The sequence below is a fragment of the Variovorax sp. GW821-FHT09B05 genome (genome assembly GCF_059418265.1).
The window spans coordinates 58,583-74,636 of sequence record NZ_JBWKPN010000002.1 but is presented as its reverse complement, the minus strand read 5'-3'; the positions used below and the strand labels follow the sequence as shown (position 1 = coordinate 74,636).

Annotated in this window: 21 protein-coding genes; 9 read left to right on the top strand and 12 right to left on the bottom strand. The window is 63.4% G+C overall.

What is annotated here, in order from left to right:
- Positions 1 to 17 precede the first annotated feature (17 nt).
- The 3 genes from AC07RM_RS05165 to AC07RM_RS05155 all read right to left on the bottom strand — a co-directional run bounded on the left by AC07RM_RS05165 (position 18) and on the right by AC07RM_RS05155 (position 1,375).
- The gene (locus AC07RM_RS05165; protein ID WP_495333588.1) at positions 18 to 455 is read right to left on the bottom strand and encodes a hypothetical protein; all 438 of its coding nucleotides are present in this window, start codon (positions 453 to 455) and stop codon (positions 18 to 20) included.
- Positions 440 to 697 (bottom strand): hypothetical protein, encoded by a 258-nt coding sequence (locus tag AC07RM_RS05160; protein ID WP_208514054.1) that lies wholly within the window; start codon positions 695 to 697, stop codon positions 440 to 442. The genes AC07RM_RS05165 and AC07RM_RS05160 overlap by 16 nt, the downstream gene beginning before the upstream one ends.
- 171 nt (positions 698 to 868) lie before the next feature.
- Positions 869 to 1,375 (bottom strand): hypothetical protein, encoded by a 507-nt coding sequence (locus AC07RM_RS05155; protein WP_495333586.1) that lies wholly within the window; start codon positions 1,373 to 1,375, stop codon positions 869 to 871.
- A gap of 24 nt (positions 1,376 to 1,399) precedes the next feature.
- Here AC07RM_RS05155 and AC07RM_RS05150 point away from each other — a divergent pair, with 24 nt between their 5' ends.
- Entirely contained in the window at positions 1,400 to 2,518 is a 1,119-nt protein-coding gene (locus AC07RM_RS05150) for a serine hydrolase domain-containing protein (protein ID WP_495333584.1), read from the top strand.
- Between the two features lie 106 nt (positions 2,519 to 2,624).
- Here AC07RM_RS05150 and AC07RM_RS05145 read toward each other — a convergent pair whose 3' ends face one another.
- The gene (locus AC07RM_RS05145) at positions 2,625 to 3,086 is read right to left on the bottom strand and encodes a hypothetical protein (RefSeq protein ID WP_495333582.1); all 462 of its coding nucleotides are present in this window, start codon (positions 3,084 to 3,086) and stop codon (positions 2,625 to 2,627) included.
- 292 nt (positions 3,087 to 3,378) lie between these two features.
- Here AC07RM_RS05145 and AC07RM_RS05140 point away from each other — a divergent pair, with 292 nt between their 5' ends.
- Both AC07RM_RS05140 and AC07RM_RS05135 read left to right on the top strand, forming a co-directional pair.
- On the top strand, positions 3,379 to 3,786 hold the full coding sequence (locus tag AC07RM_RS05140; RefSeq protein WP_495333581.1) for a GFA family protein: 408 nt from the start codon (positions 3,379 to 3,381) through the stop codon (positions 3,784 to 3,786).
- A 42-nt stretch (positions 3,787 to 3,828) separates the two neighbouring features.
- Positions 3,829 to 4,320 carry a hypothetical protein gene (locus AC07RM_RS05135; RefSeq protein ID WP_495333580.1) on the top strand — a complete coding sequence of 164 codons (492 nt, stop codon included), beginning with the start codon at positions 3,829 to 3,831 and terminating at the stop codon, positions 4,318 to 4,320.
- 51 nt (positions 4,321 to 4,371) lie between these two features.
- Here AC07RM_RS05135 and AC07RM_RS05130 read toward each other — a convergent pair whose 3' ends face one another.
- Together AC07RM_RS05130 and AC07RM_RS05125 are read right to left on the bottom strand one after the other, a co-directional pair.
- A complete protein-coding gene (locus tag AC07RM_RS05130) occupies positions 4,372 to 4,872 on the bottom strand; it encodes a DUF3237 domain-containing protein (RefSeq protein ID WP_495333578.1) in 501 nt (166 codons plus the stop codon).
- 4 nt (positions 4,873 to 4,876) lie between these two features.
- Positions 4,877 to 5,299, bottom strand: a complete 423-nt coding sequence (locus AC07RM_RS05125; RefSeq protein WP_495333576.1) for a nuclear transport factor 2 family protein — start codon at positions 5,297 to 5,299, stop codon at positions 4,877 to 4,879.
- A gap of 111 nt (positions 5,300 to 5,410) precedes the next feature.
- Here AC07RM_RS05125 and AC07RM_RS05120 point away from each other — a divergent pair, with 111 nt between their 5' ends.
- Entirely contained in the window at positions 5,411 to 5,947 is a 537-nt protein-coding gene (locus AC07RM_RS05120) for a winged helix-turn-helix transcriptional regulator (protein ID WP_495333574.1), read from the top strand.
- 46 nt (positions 5,948 to 5,993) lie between these two features.
- On the opposite strand, the gene AC07RM_RS05115 is transcribed toward AC07RM_RS05120, so the two are convergent.
- Complete coding sequence (locus tag AC07RM_RS05115; RefSeq protein ID WP_495333572.1) at positions 5,994 to 6,362, bottom strand: hypothetical protein; 369 nt, start codon at positions 6,360 to 6,362, stop codon at positions 5,994 to 5,996.
- A 29-nt stretch (positions 6,363 to 6,391) separates the two neighbouring features.
- Positions 6,392 to 7,822, bottom strand: coding sequence for a DUF2314 domain-containing protein (locus tag AC07RM_RS05110; RefSeq protein WP_495333570.1), 1,431 nt, complete (start codon positions 7,820 to 7,822; stop codon positions 6,392 to 6,394).
- Between the two features lie 235 nt (positions 7,823 to 8,057).
- Between AC07RM_RS05110 and AC07RM_RS05105 the strand changes: the two genes are divergently transcribed.
- Genes AC07RM_RS05105 through AC07RM_RS05095 form a run of 3 tightly spaced genes read left to right on the top strand, consistent with a single transcriptional unit; the run spans position 8,058 to position 9,668 of the window.
- Positions 8,058 to 8,798: a hypothetical protein gene (locus AC07RM_RS05105; protein ID WP_296788927.1), complete on the top strand. Its 741-nt coding sequence runs from the start codon at positions 8,058 to 8,060 to the stop codon at positions 8,796 to 8,798.
- 32 nt (positions 8,799 to 8,830) lie between these two features.
- Positions 8,831 to 9,379 carry a GNAT family N-acetyltransferase gene (locus AC07RM_RS05100; protein ID WP_495333568.1) on the top strand — a complete coding sequence of 183 codons (549 nt, stop codon included), beginning with the start codon at positions 8,831 to 8,833 and terminating at the stop codon, positions 9,377 to 9,379.
- Between the two features lie 22 nt (positions 9,380 to 9,401).
- The gene (locus tag AC07RM_RS05095; protein ID WP_398496163.1) at positions 9,402 to 9,668 is read left to right on the top strand and encodes a hypothetical protein; all 267 of its coding nucleotides are present in this window, start codon (positions 9,402 to 9,404) and stop codon (positions 9,666 to 9,668) included.
- 44 nt (positions 9,669 to 9,712) lie between these two features.
- Here AC07RM_RS05095 and AC07RM_RS05090 read toward each other — a convergent pair whose 3' ends face one another.
- Positions 9,713 to 10,369, bottom strand: coding sequence for a dihydrofolate reductase family protein (locus AC07RM_RS05090; RefSeq protein ID WP_495333566.1), 657 nt, complete (start codon positions 10,367 to 10,369; stop codon positions 9,713 to 9,715).
- Between the two features lie 217 nt (positions 10,370 to 10,586).
- Between AC07RM_RS05090 and AC07RM_RS05085 the strand changes: the two genes are divergently transcribed.
- Entirely contained in the window at positions 10,587 to 11,330 is a 744-nt protein-coding gene (locus AC07RM_RS05085; protein WP_495333564.1) for an immunity protein Imm33 domain-containing protein, read from the top strand.
- 16 nt (positions 11,331 to 11,346) lie between these two features.
- Positions 11,347 to 11,781, top strand: a complete 435-nt coding sequence (locus AC07RM_RS05080; protein WP_495333562.1) for a VOC family protein — start codon at positions 11,347 to 11,349, stop codon at positions 11,779 to 11,781.
- A gap of 1,090 nt (positions 11,782 to 12,871) precedes the next feature.
- Here the strand turns inward: AC07RM_RS05080 and tuf are convergent.
- From tuf to AC07RM_RS05065, 3 genes are all read right to left on the bottom strand, one after another.
- Positions 12,872 to 14,068: an elongation factor Tu gene (tuf, locus tag AC07RM_RS05075; RefSeq protein ID WP_495334165.1), complete on the bottom strand. Its 1,197-nt coding sequence runs from the start codon at positions 14,066 to 14,068 to the stop codon at positions 12,872 to 12,874.
- 751 nt (positions 14,069 to 14,819) lie between these two features.
- Positions 14,820 to 15,266 carry a hypothetical protein gene (locus AC07RM_RS05070; protein ID WP_495333560.1) on the bottom strand — a complete coding sequence of 149 codons (447 nt, stop codon included), beginning with the start codon at positions 15,264 to 15,266 and terminating at the stop codon, positions 14,820 to 14,822.
- Between the two features lie 76 nt (positions 15,267 to 15,342).
- Complete coding sequence (locus AC07RM_RS05065; protein ID WP_495333558.1) at positions 15,343 to 16,053, bottom strand: DUF2846 domain-containing protein; 711 nt, start codon at positions 16,051 to 16,053, stop codon at positions 15,343 to 15,345.
- Between the last annotated feature and the right edge of the window lies 1 nt (position 16,054).

Sequence of the window (16,054 nt, the reverse complement as noted above, 5' to 3'; positions counted from 1 at the left end):
CTCGGCCGCGCTGTTGCTCAGAGACGTGCCGCGGCGTTCGGCTGGCTCGGCAGGCGCAGCGTGCTGGCCTGGGCATCGGGCGGGCACGGTGCATCGGAGTAGACCGCATCGCCTTCGGGCATGACGCACTTCTGGACCTCGATGAAGGCCGGGGCGGCCTTCTTCGTGGCTGCTTCGGCGCTGGCCATCGTGGTGTCCATTCTGGCGATCGGTGGCGCGACGGATGCGCGGACCGATTCGACCGGGTTGTTGTTGTCGATCGTCGACCCGGGCGCCTTCACGTGCTCCGGCATGATCGACGGCGGCAAGCGCGGCGCACGCCCGGCGCTTTCGCGCACCAGGCTGCTAAGCGCGAGGTAGAACAGGAACACCGCGAGCAAGGCGACCCCCAGCCCCACGGCCCAGTACCTGGGCGCGCGAACGACGCGCAGCGATTCCGTCAGCGGCGCGGCCATGCCAGACCTCCGGACTGCAATGCGCCCGCCAGCTTCGCGATGCCACCCGTGCCGCTCGCGGCCCGGCCGATCAGGGCGCCGCCGGCCGCACCGGCGACGATGCGCGTGAGGAACGAGCGGCTGCGGCCGGCGGCCAGCAGCAGCAACACGCCGGCGCCGAGCACGATCAGATGCTCGCCGGGATAGTCGGCGCGGGCGGCGTCGACCTGCTTGAACTTGTCGATCGTGTGTTCGAGGGTCATGGCTGGAGGTCCTTGTTGTCTTCAGCCGTTCTAGTTACGCGCGCCACGCGGACTTGTAGGCGGGCACCATCCGCTTTCTAGGAATCCACCTCGACCAGGCGGCGGAGACTGCCGCATGCCGGGACGGAATTCACCCGGCCAACCCATCCTTGCCGAAGGAGGCAAGCCACCTCACCACCCGATGTGCGCAAATCCACCCTCATGATGGAAGACGCTCAGAGCGGCGATCTCACGCCAGAGAAAAATGACGTCTCCGTCGAAAAGGAACTGCGATGAGCAATCCACCGTTCGACGCAGTTCGCCTCCCTGGCATTGAATCGATTGCCCGCTGCGAAAGCTCTCATCGGTCACGACGACAACTTCCCCCTCGGGGAAAGACTTCCCCGCAAACACCAGATCGAAGAGTTGGAGCTTGGCATCCGGTGCATCGAGATCAGGCCAATCCGTGACCATGACGAACTCGTAGGCGATCCCGAGGCGATCAGCGGCTTGCAGGATCGAGTCCGGCAGGAGCTTCGCGCCGGGAAGCACGTGCTCCAGAAGTTCCAGCGGCAGCGAGGGAAGGCCCGTCATGTTCATCGATTGGGGTGGCAAGCGGGAAGCCAGGACAAGAGGCAATTCGTCTCCAAGAGACCAAGCGTCCGGATCGTCTTGTTCCATCCGGATGAGGACGATCATCGCACCTCGGTAGACTCGAATCGCATGCAGTCCGATAGCGACACCAAACGCCGATTGCCCTCTTGGTGCGCATGCGGCCTTGCCCTGCTGCTCGCCAGCGCCTGCACGACCGCACCACCCGCTGCATCGCCAACCTTCCCCGAAGCCTCCTGGGCAACCGCCCCCGAACCTGCAGCAACCAGCGCTTGCCGCCGCAGCCTCGACGCCACCCGCGCCTACGTCCGCACGCTCGACACGACCGCGCTCATGGCTGTGCAGGACGGTCGCGTGCTGCTCAGCGAAGGCCCGGTCCAGGCCGTGAGCATCGTGTTCTCGGTGCGCAAGAGCGTGCTGTCGATGATGTACGGCAAGTACATCGCCAACGGCACCATCGACCTCGACCGCACGCTGGCCGAGCTGGGCATCGATGACATCGGCGGCCTGCTGCCGATCGAAAGGCAAGCGAGACTGCGCGACCTGCTCGCCGCGCGTTCGGGTGTCTACCATCCGGCCGCCAATGGCGGAGATGACTCGGCCGCCGCGCCTCCGCGTGGGTCGCAGGCGCCCGGCAGCTACTTCCTCTACAACAACTGGGACTTCAACGCCGCCGGCACGGCCTTCGAGCGCCTGACCGGCCAGAGCATCTACCAGGCCTTCTCGCAAGACCTGGCGACGCCGCTGCAGCTCGAGGACTTCGATCTCGCCCGCCATGCCCGCACCGGCAATGCGAGGCGGTCCCGGCACCTCGCCTATCCGTTCTACCTGTCCACGCGCGACATGGCGCGCCTGGGCTACCTGATGCTGCGCCAGGGCAACTGGCGCGGGCAGCAACTGGTGCCGGCCGACTGGATCGGACAGATCACGCGCGAAACCACGCCGTCCGCCCAGATGCATCCGCCGCACACGGCACGACGCGGCTTCGGCTATGGCTATCTTTGGTGGCTGCTCGAGGAGCCGTCCGACTCGCCACTGCACGGCGCCTACATGGCATGGGGCGTGCACGGCCAGTACATCCTGGTCGTTCCGAAACGCGAGCTGGTCATCGCGCACAAGCGGCAGGTGCCGGTGGGGAGCGATTGGAATCCCAGCTGGGTCGGTCCGGTGGCGTTCCTGCGCGCTGCGCGCATGTTGGCGGCGGCGACATGCCGTACAGAGGAGCGGTGAGCCCCCGGCTCCAGCTTTGCAACGAATCGGCCGTGTCCTCAAGTCGATACGGCGATCTCGCGCAATGCCACAGCCGTCTTTCAAATGGCTCTTGCCGGCCTGACTATCACGGTCTTTCCGGATAGCCCATGAAATACAGCGACGTGGAGGCACCCTTCTCCGGCTCGTCCGCGACGGGGTGAACAGGCCCCTTTGGGAGATACTCCATGCGATTGTTCGCGACCGCCGCCACATGGATTTCGGCCTCGGCGACACCATGCGTCTTCAGGAGTTCGACCAGATACCCTGCTCTCGCCACGGCGAGATTGCGGCGATGGGTGCTTTTGCCTTCGGAGAAGGACGAGCCGGCCATGACCATGACAACCAACCTGGTCTGAGGCCAAGCTCGGGTCTTCAGGAGTGCTGCGACGACTCGCGCACGCTGGTCTTCCTCGAGAGCAATGCCTTGGGGCGGGTAGCCGATCTTCAGTTCTTCGCTGGACTGGGCCGGCGACAGGCCATGGGCCGACGCAGCGAAGACGAGCAATGCAGCGCAGAACGCCCGGCCGAGTATCGAGAAGGCTGTCATGGTCTTGGATGCGCAAGGAAAATTTCATCGCCATCACTGCCGTGCCGGCGCTCCGAGCGAAGCATGACGGTGCCGCATGCCCCATGGGCGCACGACTCTATCAGCGCTTCGTGACGATCCGTCTCGCGGTCCATGGCGTGGAGCGCGACCTTCGCGCTCAGGGCAAACGCGGCCTCCCTCTACTGAACCGAACGACAGAGGGACGGCCCGCGCTGCAAGGTCCGTGCCCCACGGACGCGCCTTGACGCATACTGGCCGCCACCTCCAAACACGCGTTCAAAGGAAGTGACCGATGCTGAGAGGAAGCTGCCTCTGCCAAGGTGTCGCGTTCGAGATCGACGGCACGATCAAGGACCCGCTGTACTGCCACTGCTCGATGTGCCAGAAGGCACACGGCACCGCCTTTCGCGCGCGCGGCAAGATTCTGGCGAAGGACTTCCGCTGGCTCAGGGGTAAGGAACTGGTCCGGTTCTACGAGTCTTCGCCGGGCGACCACCGCGGGTTCTGCTCGGTGTGCGGCTCGAGCCTGATCAGCAAGCTCGATGCGAAGCCGGCCGTGTTGGGTGTCGCGCTCGGCGTGCTCGATGGCGATCCGGGTGTGCGGCCGCTGTGCCATGTGTACGTGGGGTCGAAGGCGCCGTGGTTCGAGATCACCGACTCCTTGCCTCGGTACGAAACACGGCCTCCCTCGAACACCTGATCGCCTGCCTCACGATCACCATCCGCCAGCACGCACCGACGCATGAAACTCCCCTTCTCCAAATTCCTGACCGCGGCAATCACCGTGGCCGGCATGGTCGCGCCGGCGCCCGCCCAGCCTGTCTCGCAGAACATGGAACTGATGGGCGCGATCGCCCGCGAGATCGTGAACAGCGGCGAGCCGCAAGGCGTCGATTGGGTCGAGGTCTCCGCGATCTTCTCTCTCGATGCCGATGGCGATGTCAACGGCAGCTACGGCTATGTCTACGACGCGCAGGGCCAGGCCCATGCGGCCGCCTTTCTCGAGGACCCGATCGAGCGCGAGGTGAAGGCCTATCGCGACTGGCTGCTGCACAAGGGCAGGAAAGGCGACAAGGGCCTCATCAAGATGCTCTTTCAATTCAACCGGCAGACGCGGCGGGTCCGCGCGGATTTCGAGTACGAGGATCCTCGGCGCTGGCAGGTCACGCCGGCCAACCTCGATGCCAGGGTCAAGGAGCTTCGGCCCCATCTCGGGACTGCGGACGGCAAGTAGCGCGCCCGCGCCGAAGGCCCCGTGCGATGGCTCGCGCGGGGCCGCACGGCATCAAAGCAGCTGATAGATGCGGAAGTCGATCCGCCCTGCCGACAGCTCGTTGTAGCCCACGAGCACCAGGTCGTTGACCCAGGTGTAGCGCTCGTCCGAGGTCTCGAGCTTGGGCGTGGTGCGCAGGTAGGTCTCGTCGAACGCGAGCCGCTCGCCCTTGGCCAGCCGCGCACGGCCATCGGGCGGCAGCCTGGCGATGCCCTTGCTCTCGAAGTAGATGAGCGCGCCGTCGTCGGTGCGCAAGGCGCCGCGGATGTCGAGCCGGCTGATGCCGTCCGCGCCGATCACGACCCAGTCGACGCTGCCTGGCAGGAACCGGCCGTGCAGCTTCGGCCCGTCGAGCCGGCCGCCCTTGCCGATGTAGGGCACCAGCGTGCCGCGCGGCGTGGGCACCACGATGGGCGTTTCGAGGTCGACCTGCAGGTCGCACAGATGGCGGATCGGCAGCGCTTCGAACAGCGGCTGCTCGAAGAGTGGCTGCTTGTGGAGGATGGCACTCATGGGGTCAGCTCAGGGCGGCCTTGATTTCCGCGTAGTCGAAGAAGGTGTCCTTGCGCGTGACGAGCCCGTCGCCGTCCACCTCGACCACGTCCAGCGCATGGAAGCCGCGACGCTCCTTGCCCGGCGGCTGGAAGGTCAGCGTCCAGTCGAGCGTCCAGTGCCGGTCGCCGAGCAGCAGGCGGCGCGTTTCCACGCCGAAGCCCGGATAGCGCTCGAAGACTTCGCCGAACTCCTTCAGCAACGCGTCGTTGCCCCGCACCGCCGTGCCGCGGCCGTGCGCCTGGAAGGTCGAGTCCGGCGCATGCAGCGCCACGATCGCCTCGGGGTCGTGGGAGAGCCAGGCCGAGGCGTAGCGATCGGCAATGGCGGCGAGATCCAATTTGACAGGTTCAGACATGAGAAGCCTTTCGATGGGGGTCGATTGCATTCGCGGAAGTCCTATCGACTCCGCGGTGCGCGAGGCGGTTTTCAAGTCGCCTCGCGAACGGTGGCGACTATACCTATGATTCTCATAGTGACAAGCGGTATGATGCCGGCAATGACCAAGAAATCGCCCCCACCCGCGGCCGCCGAGCACGAGGCGACGCATGCGCACTCGACCCTGTGCCCGATCGCGCGCGCGCAGGTCATCGTCGGCGACCGCTGGACCGTGCTCGTGCTGCGCGAGTTATTCCTCGGCAATCGCCGCTTCGAGGAGATCCAGGTGCAGACCCAGGCCACGCCGCAGATGGTGGCGAGCCGTCTCAAGAAGCTGGAAGCCGAAGGGCTGATCGAGCGCCGCCTCTACAGCGAGCGCCCGCCGCGGCACGAGTACCACCTCACGCCGATGGGCATCTCGTTCCACCCGGTGTTCCTCGCACTGCGCGCCTGGGGCGAGACATGGTGCAAGGGCGAACACGAGGAGGTCGCGATTCGCTATACCCACATCCCTTGCGGGCAGGACCCGGGGCTGGGGCCGGCCTGTCAGTCGTGCGGGAAGGAGATGCGGCGGGAGGAACTGTCGGCGCGGCTCAGTGGGTCGTTCGATGCGGAGCGGCGGGAGCGGTTGCAGGCGTTCAAGGCGGGGCGGGTGTAGGCGAGCCCGCAGCTCTTTGCAAAAAAATCAGTGCCTGGCCGTAGGTTCAGCCCCAGGCAACGAGCGTTTCCTTGCCCTTCTGCAGATTCAAAAAAATGTTCGAGTAGGGCGAAACCTCTGGAAACTCGGAACCTGGATCGCAGCGGACTTGGCAGTCCAGTGCTTCGGCAACGAACCGGGAGAAATCGACGTCGGAATTCCATCGGGTCGCACCGTGGAGAGAGATGCTGAGAAAGTCATCTTCGCTGGGCATGACCACGAGCGTCACACGCCCGCACTCGTAGATTCTCAAGTCGGAGTTGTTCCGTGAGTCCGGGACAAGAAGCCCCACGTCCAGCACAAGAGCGGCGATCAGCGGTGCCTCGTCAGGCATTCGAACAAACGCCTCCACTTCGTTTGGCTTCTTGTTTTCCATGGCACACGAAACCCTGGGCGGTCCTGCGCTCACCGCTTCCCCGCCACCCCACGCTGAATCACCTTCCCCGTCTCGTTCCCCTCCTCCCGCCCGTCCGCATAGCGACGCATGTAGTCGAACACCTTCGCCTGCGACACCTTCACCATCTGCCCCGCGTGCAGGTCGGCCACTTCGACCGGTTCGTTCTTCAGCATGCCGTCGATCGCGTCGCCCTTCCAGCCCGTGACCTCGACCCACATCCACTCGTTGCCGCCGCTGCGGGTGACGAAGGGCGCCTTCACGAGGATGTATTCGCCGGGCGCGAGGCCCTTGGCGAACGCGTCGCGCAGCGCGGGCAGTTGCGCCCGGGCGAGCTTGCTGGCCGCGAGGATCTCCTCGTTGTGCTTGATGCGCGACACCGAATCGTCGGCGGCGCCGAAGGTGCTCTTGAGCAGGGCCACCTGCTGCGCCGAGCGGTCGGGGCCCGGGTAGCGGTCGAAGCCGATCTCGTAGAGGCGGTTGCGCGGATCGCCGCTCTCCCAGGTGCCCGCCACCAGCGAGAGCCTGGCGGGCGTGGTGCCCTTCGCGTCCCTGTCCTTCGGGTCGCGCAGTCCGCCCTGCTTGAGCGTGCGCAGGTCCAGGTCGAACTGGCCGGGCCGCGCGATCTGCGCACCCTCTACCATCGCCTGCGCGAAGCCGTTGACCAGCGTTCCCATCGGCCCGTTCATCGACCACGAGAACTGGCTCACCACCACGTCGGGCAGGCCGAACTTGCCCATGCCGAGCGTGATGGCGCGCGCGAGCTTGTTGTCGGCCTGGTAGGCATGGATCACGATCTGCGAGGCGATGTCGGGAATGCCGCCGGCCCAGGAGTCGACTCGCCGCTTCTGCCATTCGTCGGGCGTGAACAGCTCGCGCGTCTCCTCGTCCCAGACGAAGCCGTTGGTGTCGCGCGCCACCTGCAGCGTGAGTTCGAGCGCCTTGCGCATGGCCGGCAGCGACAGCTTCGAGGGATGCGCGAAATCGATGATCAGCGCCTGGCTGCTGCCCTGCAACGCCTCGGCCTGCTCACGCGTGATGCCATGGCCGAAACGCTGCAGCATCTCCATCTCGGGTGCACGATAGGTCTGTTGCACGGTCGTGGTGTTCCAGTTCGCGAACAGCACGGGAGTGGAGACCTCGGAAGGCTTCGGCAACGATGCCAGCAGCTTGGGAGCGTCGCCGAGCTTGGCGAGCCGGCTGCGCAACGTGGCCATGGGATCGGCCTTGGGTCGCGGCGCGTAGTAGATCGCGAACTGCGCGTGGACCGGGCCGGCTTGCAGCGGCGAGCCTGCGGGCACGGGGGTGCCGGGCTTGGGGGCAGTGGCGGGTGCGGCGGCCTGTTGTGCCTGTGCGAACGCAGGCAGCGGTGCAAGCGCCGGGGCGCACAGCAGCAGGGCCGCGAGCAGGAGAGGACGGAGCGACTTGGGCGGGAGGCGCATGGTTCCGAATCTGGGTGGTGAGGGGTTAGCGGATTGTCGGGGGTGTTGTGTGACGAGCGCCCAACGGATGTGATGCGCGGCTCGCGAGTGCGAATCGGCCATCACGGTATCGACGGCAGCCCGCGGGGCTGCTGGCTCTCACGGCCTGTCGTTCGCGGTGCCGGCACAATGCGGCCCATTGCAGACCTTGCGCTCACCGATATCACGCGGGTCTTGCTCGACGATTGGAGGACATGTGGCAGACACCGCCCATTTGAGAAAGCACTATGCGCAACTGGCCACCGAGGAGCTGCTGAGCTTCGAGCTCGACGACCTCGCGGAAGAAGCACAGGCCATCCTCAGCGCAGAGCTCGATGCCAGGCGCGCGGATCCCGACGAAGCGCACCATTTCCGAAAGATGGCCGGGAGCCCATTCAAGCTCGACATGTGGCCAACGGATCACCCCCCGTTGCCCAAGGGGCCGCCTTACTTCTGGCTGGCAGAGAGCGCCACTCACGCGCATCACATGGGAGCAGAACAGGAAGAGACATTGGCGGCAGACCTGCAGTCACTTCGGGCATCCTGTTCCGCACTTCAACTCGAGTTGCCCCAGGGCTTCCTCTTCTTCATGGATTCTCCCAGCCTCTGGAAGAAATTCAGGAGCGTGAACGGCGGCTTCTTCGATCTTCGCCGGCAACCCGTCAGGTGTCCGACGACCCATGGCTATCTGATCCCATTCATATCCGACCAGCAGTACTGCCATTTCTATCTCATGCATCTCACGCCCGGGAGCAGAACGTACGAGATCGTGTGGGCCGATGCTTCTTACACCGACGCGCTCTACGCAACGCCAGAACTCTTTGCGAGAAACCACGAGCACGACTTCGATGCCTCGGACATTCATCTTTGCAACGTTGATTTCGAGGCCTTCATGTGGAACCACTACCACGATCACGAAAAACGGTTTGCGTTTCCACCGTTTCAAGCGGTCGAATGACCCATTTGCCGTTCTCCCAGCGAGCATGACCGATGACCCCGACTCCTCCCGCGCTTCCCGACCGCATCCAGACCGCGCGCCTCGAACTCCGTGCACCCGAGCTTTCCGATGCATCGGCGATGTATGCCTCGTACACGCAGGATGCGGAAGTCGCACGGTACATGGTGTGGCGTCCCCACGTATCCGAGGATGCAACGCGCGATTTCGTCGCTGCATGCGTCGCTCATTGGCACACAGGTTCAGCCCGTCCCTACGTCATCACCCTGAAGACAAGCGGTGGGCTCGTGGGAATGCTCGAGGCGCGTACCAAGGGGCACATCGTGAACATCGGCTACGTGCTTGCACGCAAGCATTGGGGTAAGGGCCTGATGCCGGAAGCCGTTCGTGCCTTGACGGCAGAGGCACTAGGACTGCCAGAGATATTCCGTGTCGAGGCGACCTGCGATGTAGACAACCGCGCGTCGGCGCGGGTGCTGGAGAAAAGCGGCTTCCTGCTGGAAGGCCGGCTCGCCCGCTTCACGGTTCATCCGAACCTAGGTGCCGAGCCACGCGACTGCCTCTTGTATGCGGCCTGCCGGTAGTGGTGAGGACATCGAAATCCCCATGGACCCTCGCCCGCTGATCTTCCTGGAGAAGCCCTGCGCCGAATACAGAGGGGACTTTCCTGTTCGAACAGTCGTTGTGGCTGGCCTGACTTCGACGATGGATTACTGGACGGCCCTTGCTGTTGGATGGCTGGAGCAAGGTTTCCCGCTCGACGAAGAGATCGTCGAGATGCTCAGGAACATCGCGCAGACACGGCACTTTCCTCAGCAGCTTCGACACAGAAGTGTTGCCTTGGCTCGGCGCTGGGTTCGTCAAGGCTCATAGATTGCAGGCAGAGCAGAAACGGCCCGCGATCGAGTTCGACCGCCTCAAGCCGCCTTGCGCCGCAAAAACATGTGCGTAGCCCGCTCCCCCGCCACCTGCCGCTCGCAGCTATAGCCCAGCGCCGGCAGATCCAGTCCTTCGAACAGCGCCTCGCCCTGGCCCAGCAGCACCGGCCGCACGGCCAGATGCAATTCGTCGAGCAATCCGGCCTTCAGGTATTCGCGCACGGTGGCAACGCCGCCGCCCACGCGCACATCGCGCCCGCCCGCGGCATCGCGCGCCAGTGCCAGCGCCTCGTGGATGCCACCGGTCACGAAGTGGAAGGTGGTGCCGCCTTGCATGGTCAGCGGCGCGCGCGCATGGTGGGTCAGCACAAAGACCGGCACGTGGTACGGCGGCTCGTCGCCCCACCAGCCCTTCCAGTTCTCGTCGGGCCACGGGCCGCGCACCGGACCGAACATGTTGCGCCCGAGAATCCAGGCGCCCATCGAGGCGAAGCCCTGTTCGGCGATCTCGTTGTCGACGCCGGTCTCGCCCTGGGCCTCGCTCCCCTTCTGGATGCGCTGCCAGACCTGCGTGGGCATGAACCAGCTCATGAGTTCGGGGCCGCGAACGCCCAGCGGGTTTTGCAAGCTCTGATCGGGGCCGGCGGCGAAACCGTCGAGCGAAACACCGAAGCTGCGCACGAGCAATCGGGACATGCTGTTGTCTCCTGAAAAGGGAGCAGCAGTCTAGCGCTCGGCGCTCCTGAAAGGCGACGACGTTGTTGGTAATAAGAAGGTTCGAAAAGCCGAACGCGTCACGGGGTCGGCTAGGATGAAGAACGCGTCCCGGGTCTGCCATGGCTCGGAAAACCATGAGATTCATTCGTTGGCCTGCCGCGCTCGCGCCGGCACCACCCGCTCCGAACAGATCCCCATGTCCCTGCGCTCCCTCTTCTCATCGCTCGGCAAGAGCAAGCCCGCCGAACCCCAAGCCGAGGCGGTTCACACGACCCAAGGCTGCCAACGCTTCGGCCACCCCGAATTCCGCATTCGCGTCAGCAACAAGGCCATTCCCGATGCGGACGTCGCCTGGTTCCTACACTTCCTCGAAAGTCGAGTGGCAGAGGGAGAGAAGTTCAGTGGCGGCCAAAGCCTTCAGGTCGGCTGGATGTACACGATGATCGAGGACACCGACGACGGTTTCCTGCGGATCACCGAGCCGGACATGCAGCAGATCCCTGTGCGCTTCATCGATTCGGTGGACAGCACCTTGATGCACCTGCGCAACCAGAAGGACGTCGTCGAGAGTCTCGTCGCGGAAGTCGCGCCGGACTTTCCTTCCTTGCAGAAGAGCGTCGTGGTGCACGTGCAATACAAGACCGCGTCGCGCATCCTGCTCACGCGTGCGGAACCTCACGACGCGAACGACTCGGGCTGGTGGCTCAGCGACCTCGACGACAAGGAAGGTTCTCAAGACCCGTCGCGCTTCACGAAGACCTCGCTCTATCAACTGGCCATCGACCGACCTGACCTGGTGAAGTTCTTCGCCGTGCCGGCGGACCTTCAGGTCTACATCAACGGGCCCGTCATCGCCGTGCTGGGACCCGAGAGCGAGGTCGAGCAGAAGCCCGGCTCCTACCTGAGCGAACTGAACCGCGCCAGACAGGCGCACGCCTGACAAAGGAACCCCAGCCATGACCATCAAGCGAATGGACAACGTCCTGATCGTCGTCGACGATCTCGAGGCCGTGAAAGCCTTCTTCATCGAACTGGGCCTCGCGCTCGAAGGCCAGACCACGGTGGAAGGGCCCGACGTCGGCAAGCTCGTCGGGCTCGGCAACGTGAAATCCACCATCGCGATGCTGCGCACGCCCGATGGGCAAGCCATCGAGCTCGACAAGTTCCACACGCCGGAGGCCGTGAGGTTCGGGCCCGTGGAAACGCCGGTGAACGCCCTGGGTTTTCGCCGCGTCATGTTCGCCGTCGATGGCCTCGATGATGTCGTCGCGCGCATCAAGGCCCATGGTGCCGAGATCATCGGCCAGATGCAGTATGGGGAGTCGTACCGGCTCGCCTACATTCGCGGGCCCGAGGGCATCATCGTGGGGCTGGCCGAGCAGCTCGGGTAGGAGCTGGCACACCGCTCAAGCACATACTTTCTCGAGTCAGATGATTTCATTCCGCATCGATCAGTTCGAATTCGATGATCCTGGCAGCGAGGAATCCCTTGAGATCGATGTGTCGGGTCGATTCAAGTTTCCCCCCCGAACGTGAAGGCGTTTGTCGAATCGACCGTCGACTGCCCAGATCGAACTCCCGCCGCATTGCGACTGGCCTGCTTACCTTCTGTCGAGGGAGCTGTGGAACGAAACGCATTTGGTCATATGCGCGCCAACGAAATTCATTCGATACCGCTGGTCGACAACGGCTTAAGCGCCCCGATCAAGCAAGTCAGGCGGAGCATCCAGACTCCCTGCCGGAATCTCTTGAAGAGTTCAGGCACAAGCACCACTTTCCTCGACGCACGATGCCTTGAGCCACCGACCGACTCGCCTAGAGGGAAGGCCAATCCCCGAACATACAGGCGGCACCGAGGCGCCGTTCCAAGATGACCACGTCTCCATTCGCTAGTGCTCCCGACCATTTCACACTCTCCCTCAACCGCCACATCGAAGGCTTGGTCATCACACCATTCGAATCAGACTGGGGCACGACTGACGAGTTGCTTTGCAGATTTCGCGGCGTCCTGATCGGTGGGTCAACAGATGAGGAGCCACTTGTCATCCGACTTGCACCGACCCTGGACCGGCGGCGTACATACGATTGGCCGTCAGGACAGGATTTCCTTGAGGCAACGTTGGCATTGTTAGCAGTGGGTCATGACTGGTGGTTGCGCTGCGAGGGGGATTCCGATCAAGTAGCGCCAGACCAAGTGACAGAATCTCGACATCTGCAGTCGCTCGTGACCCAGGTTGTCGAAGTTTGTTGCTCCGGAATCGGGGTTTTTCCAACCTTTGTCGCAAGCGCTTCCTCTTCCGACGCGAACTGACCAGTTGCGGTCGATTCATCTACGAATGCCTTGTTGGCGCGATAGGTATCCGCCAGTCCTCCAGCACTCTCTCTCCGCTCTCTGCAGGGCCACGCATGTGCGTCTGGCGGGTAGGAAAAAAACCCTGCCGCCCGCCAAGCGGACGACAGGGGAAAACGGGCCTCAGCCTTTCAGCCCAGCACCTCGGTCACGATCCCCGCGCCGACGGTCTTGCCGCCTTCGCGCATCGCGAACCGCATGCCGTTCTCGATCGCCACGGGCTTGTTCAGCTCGAAGCTGATCTGCGCCTGCGCGCCCGGCTCGATCAGGCCGGTTTCGGTGTCGACGCGGATGACACCCGTCACGTCGGTCGTGCCGAAGAAGAACTGCGGCTGGTAGCCCGAACCGAACGGCGTATGACGGCCGCCCTCGTCCTTGCTCAGAACGAAGACCTGCGCACGCCCCGTCCGGTACGGTTTCAGCGCACCGGGCTTCACGACCACCTGGCCTCGCACGACATCGTCGCGCTTGACCCCGCGCAGCAGCAGGCCGACGTTCATGCCGGCACGCCCCTCGGCGACGTCCTTGTGAAAGGACTGCACGCCGGTGACGACCACCTTCTCGTCGCCCACCGAGCTGAGCCCGACGATCTCCAGGCTGTCGCCCACGCGGATCACGCCGCGCTCGACACGGCCGCTGATCACGGTGCCGCGGCCCGTGATGGTGTGCACGCCTTCGACGGGCATCATGAACGGCGCGGCGTAGTCGCGCACCGGATCCGGAATGCGCGAGTCCAGCGCGTTCACGAGCTCGACGATGCATTGCACGTCGGCACCTGCGAGGTCGCCGCGTTCGGCGGCGGCCAGCGCCTTCAGCGCGCTGCCGAAGACGAAGCGGGCGTCGTCGTAGCCGTGCGCTGCCAGCAACGCGCCGATCTCCATCTCGATCAGTTGCTCGATCTCCGCGCGGTCGCTCGCGGCCACCAGGTCCATCTTGTTCACGAACACCACCATGTGGCCGACGTTCACCTGGCGCGCCAGCAGCACATGCTCGATGGTCTGGCGCGCGGCGCCTTCGGTGCCGTCCACCAGCAGGATCGCGCCGTCCATCTGCGAGGCGCCGGTGATCATGTTCTTGATGTAGTCGGCATGACCAGGGCAGTCGATGTGTGCGTAGTGGCGGCTGTCCGACTCGTACTCGACGTGCGAGGTATTGATCGTGATGCCGCGCTCGCGCTCTTCCTTCGCGTTATCGATCTGCCCGTAGGACAGCGCACGGCCGCCGATGCGAGCGGCCTGCACGAAGGTGAGCGCAGCCGTAAGCGTCGTCTTGCCATGGTCGACGTGACCGATGGTTCCGACATTCACATGAACCTTGTTGTTCATCATGTTTTTCTCCAGTTTCAGAGTTGAAAAGCCGATGCGATTCGCTGGCCAGGTGAAACGCTCGGCGGGTTGTCGGTGCGCGCGCACCAAACTCGCGATGCCCGCCATGCGGGCAAAAAAAAGCCTGCCGGGGTGGACCACCCGACAGGCTTTCTTTTCGGCCTGAAGGATGGACCTCCAGGCACACGAGGGCCTGGAAGCTCTACACGAACCACTCCACGGATTCGACGCACGACGCCGCGCCGGCAGCGAATGCGGCGGAAGGAAGACGTTCTCGTTCGAGGCTCATGTCCAGATCTCCAAAAAGGGGCAGGCGAAAAACAAAAAACCCGGTGGCTCGAGGCCTACCGGGTCTTGTGGAACACGGAGGCCGAGCCTCCAGGTATGAAAGGCTCTAGGAAAGCAGTTCTGCGAATTCGGCACGCAGCGAGACGGCCGCGGCTTCGCGGGTCTTCGGTGCTTGTCCGGTGGTCGGGAACTGCTTCATGGTGTTCTGGTGCGGCTGGTTCTTCGCCGCGGTGCTATGGCTGATCAATGTTGGGGGGACGGAGGCTAACACTGCAATTGCGTTGCGGCAACCGAAGCGTTGCGTGCGCGCAGCAATGGCCGTGTCTGAGGAGCCCCAGAATTTATGTACCCGTTATAGATGCGCGAGGTGAATTCTCTTGGCATCACAAGCTGAATGAGGCGCCCCAGATCGGTAGCACTTCTGAGTGCTAAGCCTCAAGCGACGGAAAAACTCTCAATGGCCGACTCATGTCGCGTTGCGATCTTGTATCGGCGCAGCATAGTGCGCATAGCGATGCCTTTCGCTCCAATCGGACGAGTAAGCATCCATCAGGCGCCAGGGGAAGTCGTCTTGCCTCGGCGCGAAGAACTCACGGTGCTCGCGCTGCATCGCGAGCAAGACCTCGGGCCATCTGAGCGAGTGCATGCAGAAGGCCAGCGCGTCGATTGAAAGTCGAGGCGGCCGAACTCTTGCATGACGAAATTCGGCCACCATCGCCTGGAGCTCGCCCTCCAGCTGCGTCTGGTGCGCCGAGTTTTCTTGCAGGAACTGAAGAAGTCGAAGGTATGCCGATTCGAGTTGCTCGTCAGTAGCCTCGTATACATCAAGTTGGCGTTCCACAACTCCAATCGAGGCAAAAAGCTCGTTCAACTGAAGGATGACCACCTCGATTTCATTGGAGCGATCAGTCACGGCAGGCCCGCTGAAGGAGTTGGACAGGATACGGGTCAAGTTGAGGTAGATGGCGAGAGTCGGCTTCTGGCTCGGTTCACTTTCGATCTTTCAATTTCTGTCGAAGTTGCTCCAACCCCGCGTTCTCTTGGAATCTCTTGTCTTCAATCTCGCTTCGTCCAACATGGCCGTTGACGTTTCTCAGTATCCAGCGAATGCATTTCGATGCGATCTTGCAGTCCCCCACCTCAGTTGACACCGAATAGAAGCTCGTCTCACCGGGCCTGACATCAAGCACGAGTTCATTTGACTGTGTCACAAGATCCCAAGGCAGGTCTTGCCTAAGCTTGTACCTTCCGGCGGGAACCGAAAACCAAGAGTAGCCACCCGCTCTTAGATCGAATACATGTACGTCGTCCACATAAACAGGCGTTGACCTTCCTCCCCCCGCAAACGCGTCTGCTCTATAGACGTATATCAACCCGTCGCCCTGGTTGACTTTCTCCACCGGACGGAAGACGGGTCCGGTCGCAGCACACCCACCCAACAGGGCAACGACGATGACCTGTGCGCAGATGGCTCTCAGAAGCGATGCTTGCATGGGAATTTTTCTGAACTGTCTTTTCTGAACCGGTGAGCTCGATGAGCGGGTGCATCCCTTGCCTGCATTCGTTTCGCTGACGTGCACGCGCTTTTCGTGTCCAACTCCGCTGTCTGACAAGAAATGCAGTTCCTGCGACGCAACCGTCAGCGATAGAGAGAATTCTTCGGAGCGGTCGACTGGCCGCTTCCGATCGGCAGCGTGCATG

Excerpts from the sequence above, each read along its gene's own strand:
- AC07RM_RS05165 (WP_495333588.1), bottom strand. The coding sequence starts at position 455 with ATGGCCGCGCCGCTGACGGAATCGCTGCGCGTCGTTCGCGCGCCCAGG.
- AC07RM_RS05160 (WP_208514054.1), bottom strand. The coding sequence starts at position 697 with ATGACCCTCGAACACACGATCGACAAGTTCAAGCAGGTCGACGCCGCC.
- AC07RM_RS05155 (WP_495333586.1), bottom strand. The coding sequence starts at position 1,375 with ATGATCGTCCTCATCCGGATGGAACAAGACGATCCGGACGCTTGGTCT.
- AC07RM_RS05150 (WP_495333584.1), top strand. The coding sequence starts at position 1,400 with ATGCAGTCCGATAGCGACACCAAACGCCGATTGCCCTCTTGGTGCGCA.
- AC07RM_RS05145 (WP_495333582.1), bottom strand. The coding sequence starts at position 3,086 with ATGACAGCCTTCTCGATACTCGGCCGGGCGTTCTGCGCTGCATTGCTC.
- AC07RM_RS05140 (WP_495333581.1), top strand. The coding sequence starts at position 3,379 with ATGCTGAGAGGAAGCTGCCTCTGCCAAGGTGTCGCGTTCGAGATCGAC.
- AC07RM_RS05135 (WP_495333580.1), top strand. The coding sequence starts at position 3,829 with ATGAAACTCCCCTTCTCCAAATTCCTGACCGCGGCAATCACCGTGGCC.
- AC07RM_RS05130 (WP_495333578.1), bottom strand. The coding sequence starts at position 4,872 with ATGAGTGCCATCCTCCACAAGCAGCCACTCTTCGAGCAGCCGCTGTTC.
- AC07RM_RS05125 (WP_495333576.1), bottom strand. The coding sequence starts at position 5,299 with ATGCAATCGACCCCCATCGAAAGGCTTCTCATGTCTGAACCTGTCAAA.
- AC07RM_RS05120 (WP_495333574.1), top strand. The coding sequence starts at position 5,411 with ATGACCAAGAAATCGCCCCCACCCGCGGCCGCCGAGCACGAGGCGACG.
- AC07RM_RS05115 (WP_495333572.1), bottom strand. The coding sequence starts at position 6,362 with ATGGAAAACAAGAAGCCAAACGAAGTGGAGGCGTTTGTTCGAATGCCT.
- AC07RM_RS05110 (WP_495333570.1), bottom strand. The coding sequence starts at position 7,822 with ATGCGCCTCCCGCCCAAGTCGCTCCGTCCTCTCCTGCTCGCGGCCCTG.
- AC07RM_RS05100 (WP_495333568.1), top strand. The coding sequence starts at position 8,831 with ATGACCCCGACTCCTCCCGCGCTTCCCGACCGCATCCAGACCGCGCGC.
- AC07RM_RS05095 (WP_398496163.1), top strand. The coding sequence starts at position 9,402 with ATGGACCCTCGCCCGCTGATCTTCCTGGAGAAGCCCTGCGCCGAATAC.
- AC07RM_RS05090 (WP_495333566.1), bottom strand. The coding sequence starts at position 10,369 with ATGTCCCGATTGCTCGTGCGCAGCTTCGGTGTTTCGCTCGACGGTTTC.
- AC07RM_RS05085 (WP_495333564.1), top strand. The coding sequence starts at position 10,587 with ATGTCCCTGCGCTCCCTCTTCTCATCGCTCGGCAAGAGCAAGCCCGCC.
- AC07RM_RS05080 (WP_495333562.1), top strand. The coding sequence starts at position 11,347 with ATGACCATCAAGCGAATGGACAACGTCCTGATCGTCGTCGACGATCTC.
- tuf (WP_495334165.1), bottom strand. The coding sequence starts at position 14,068 with ATGATGAACAACAAGGTTCATGTGAATGTCGGAACCATCGGTCACGTC.
- AC07RM_RS05065 (WP_495333558.1), bottom strand. The coding sequence starts at position 16,053 with ATGCACGCTGCCGATCGGAAGCGGCCAGTCGACCGCTCCGAAGAATTC.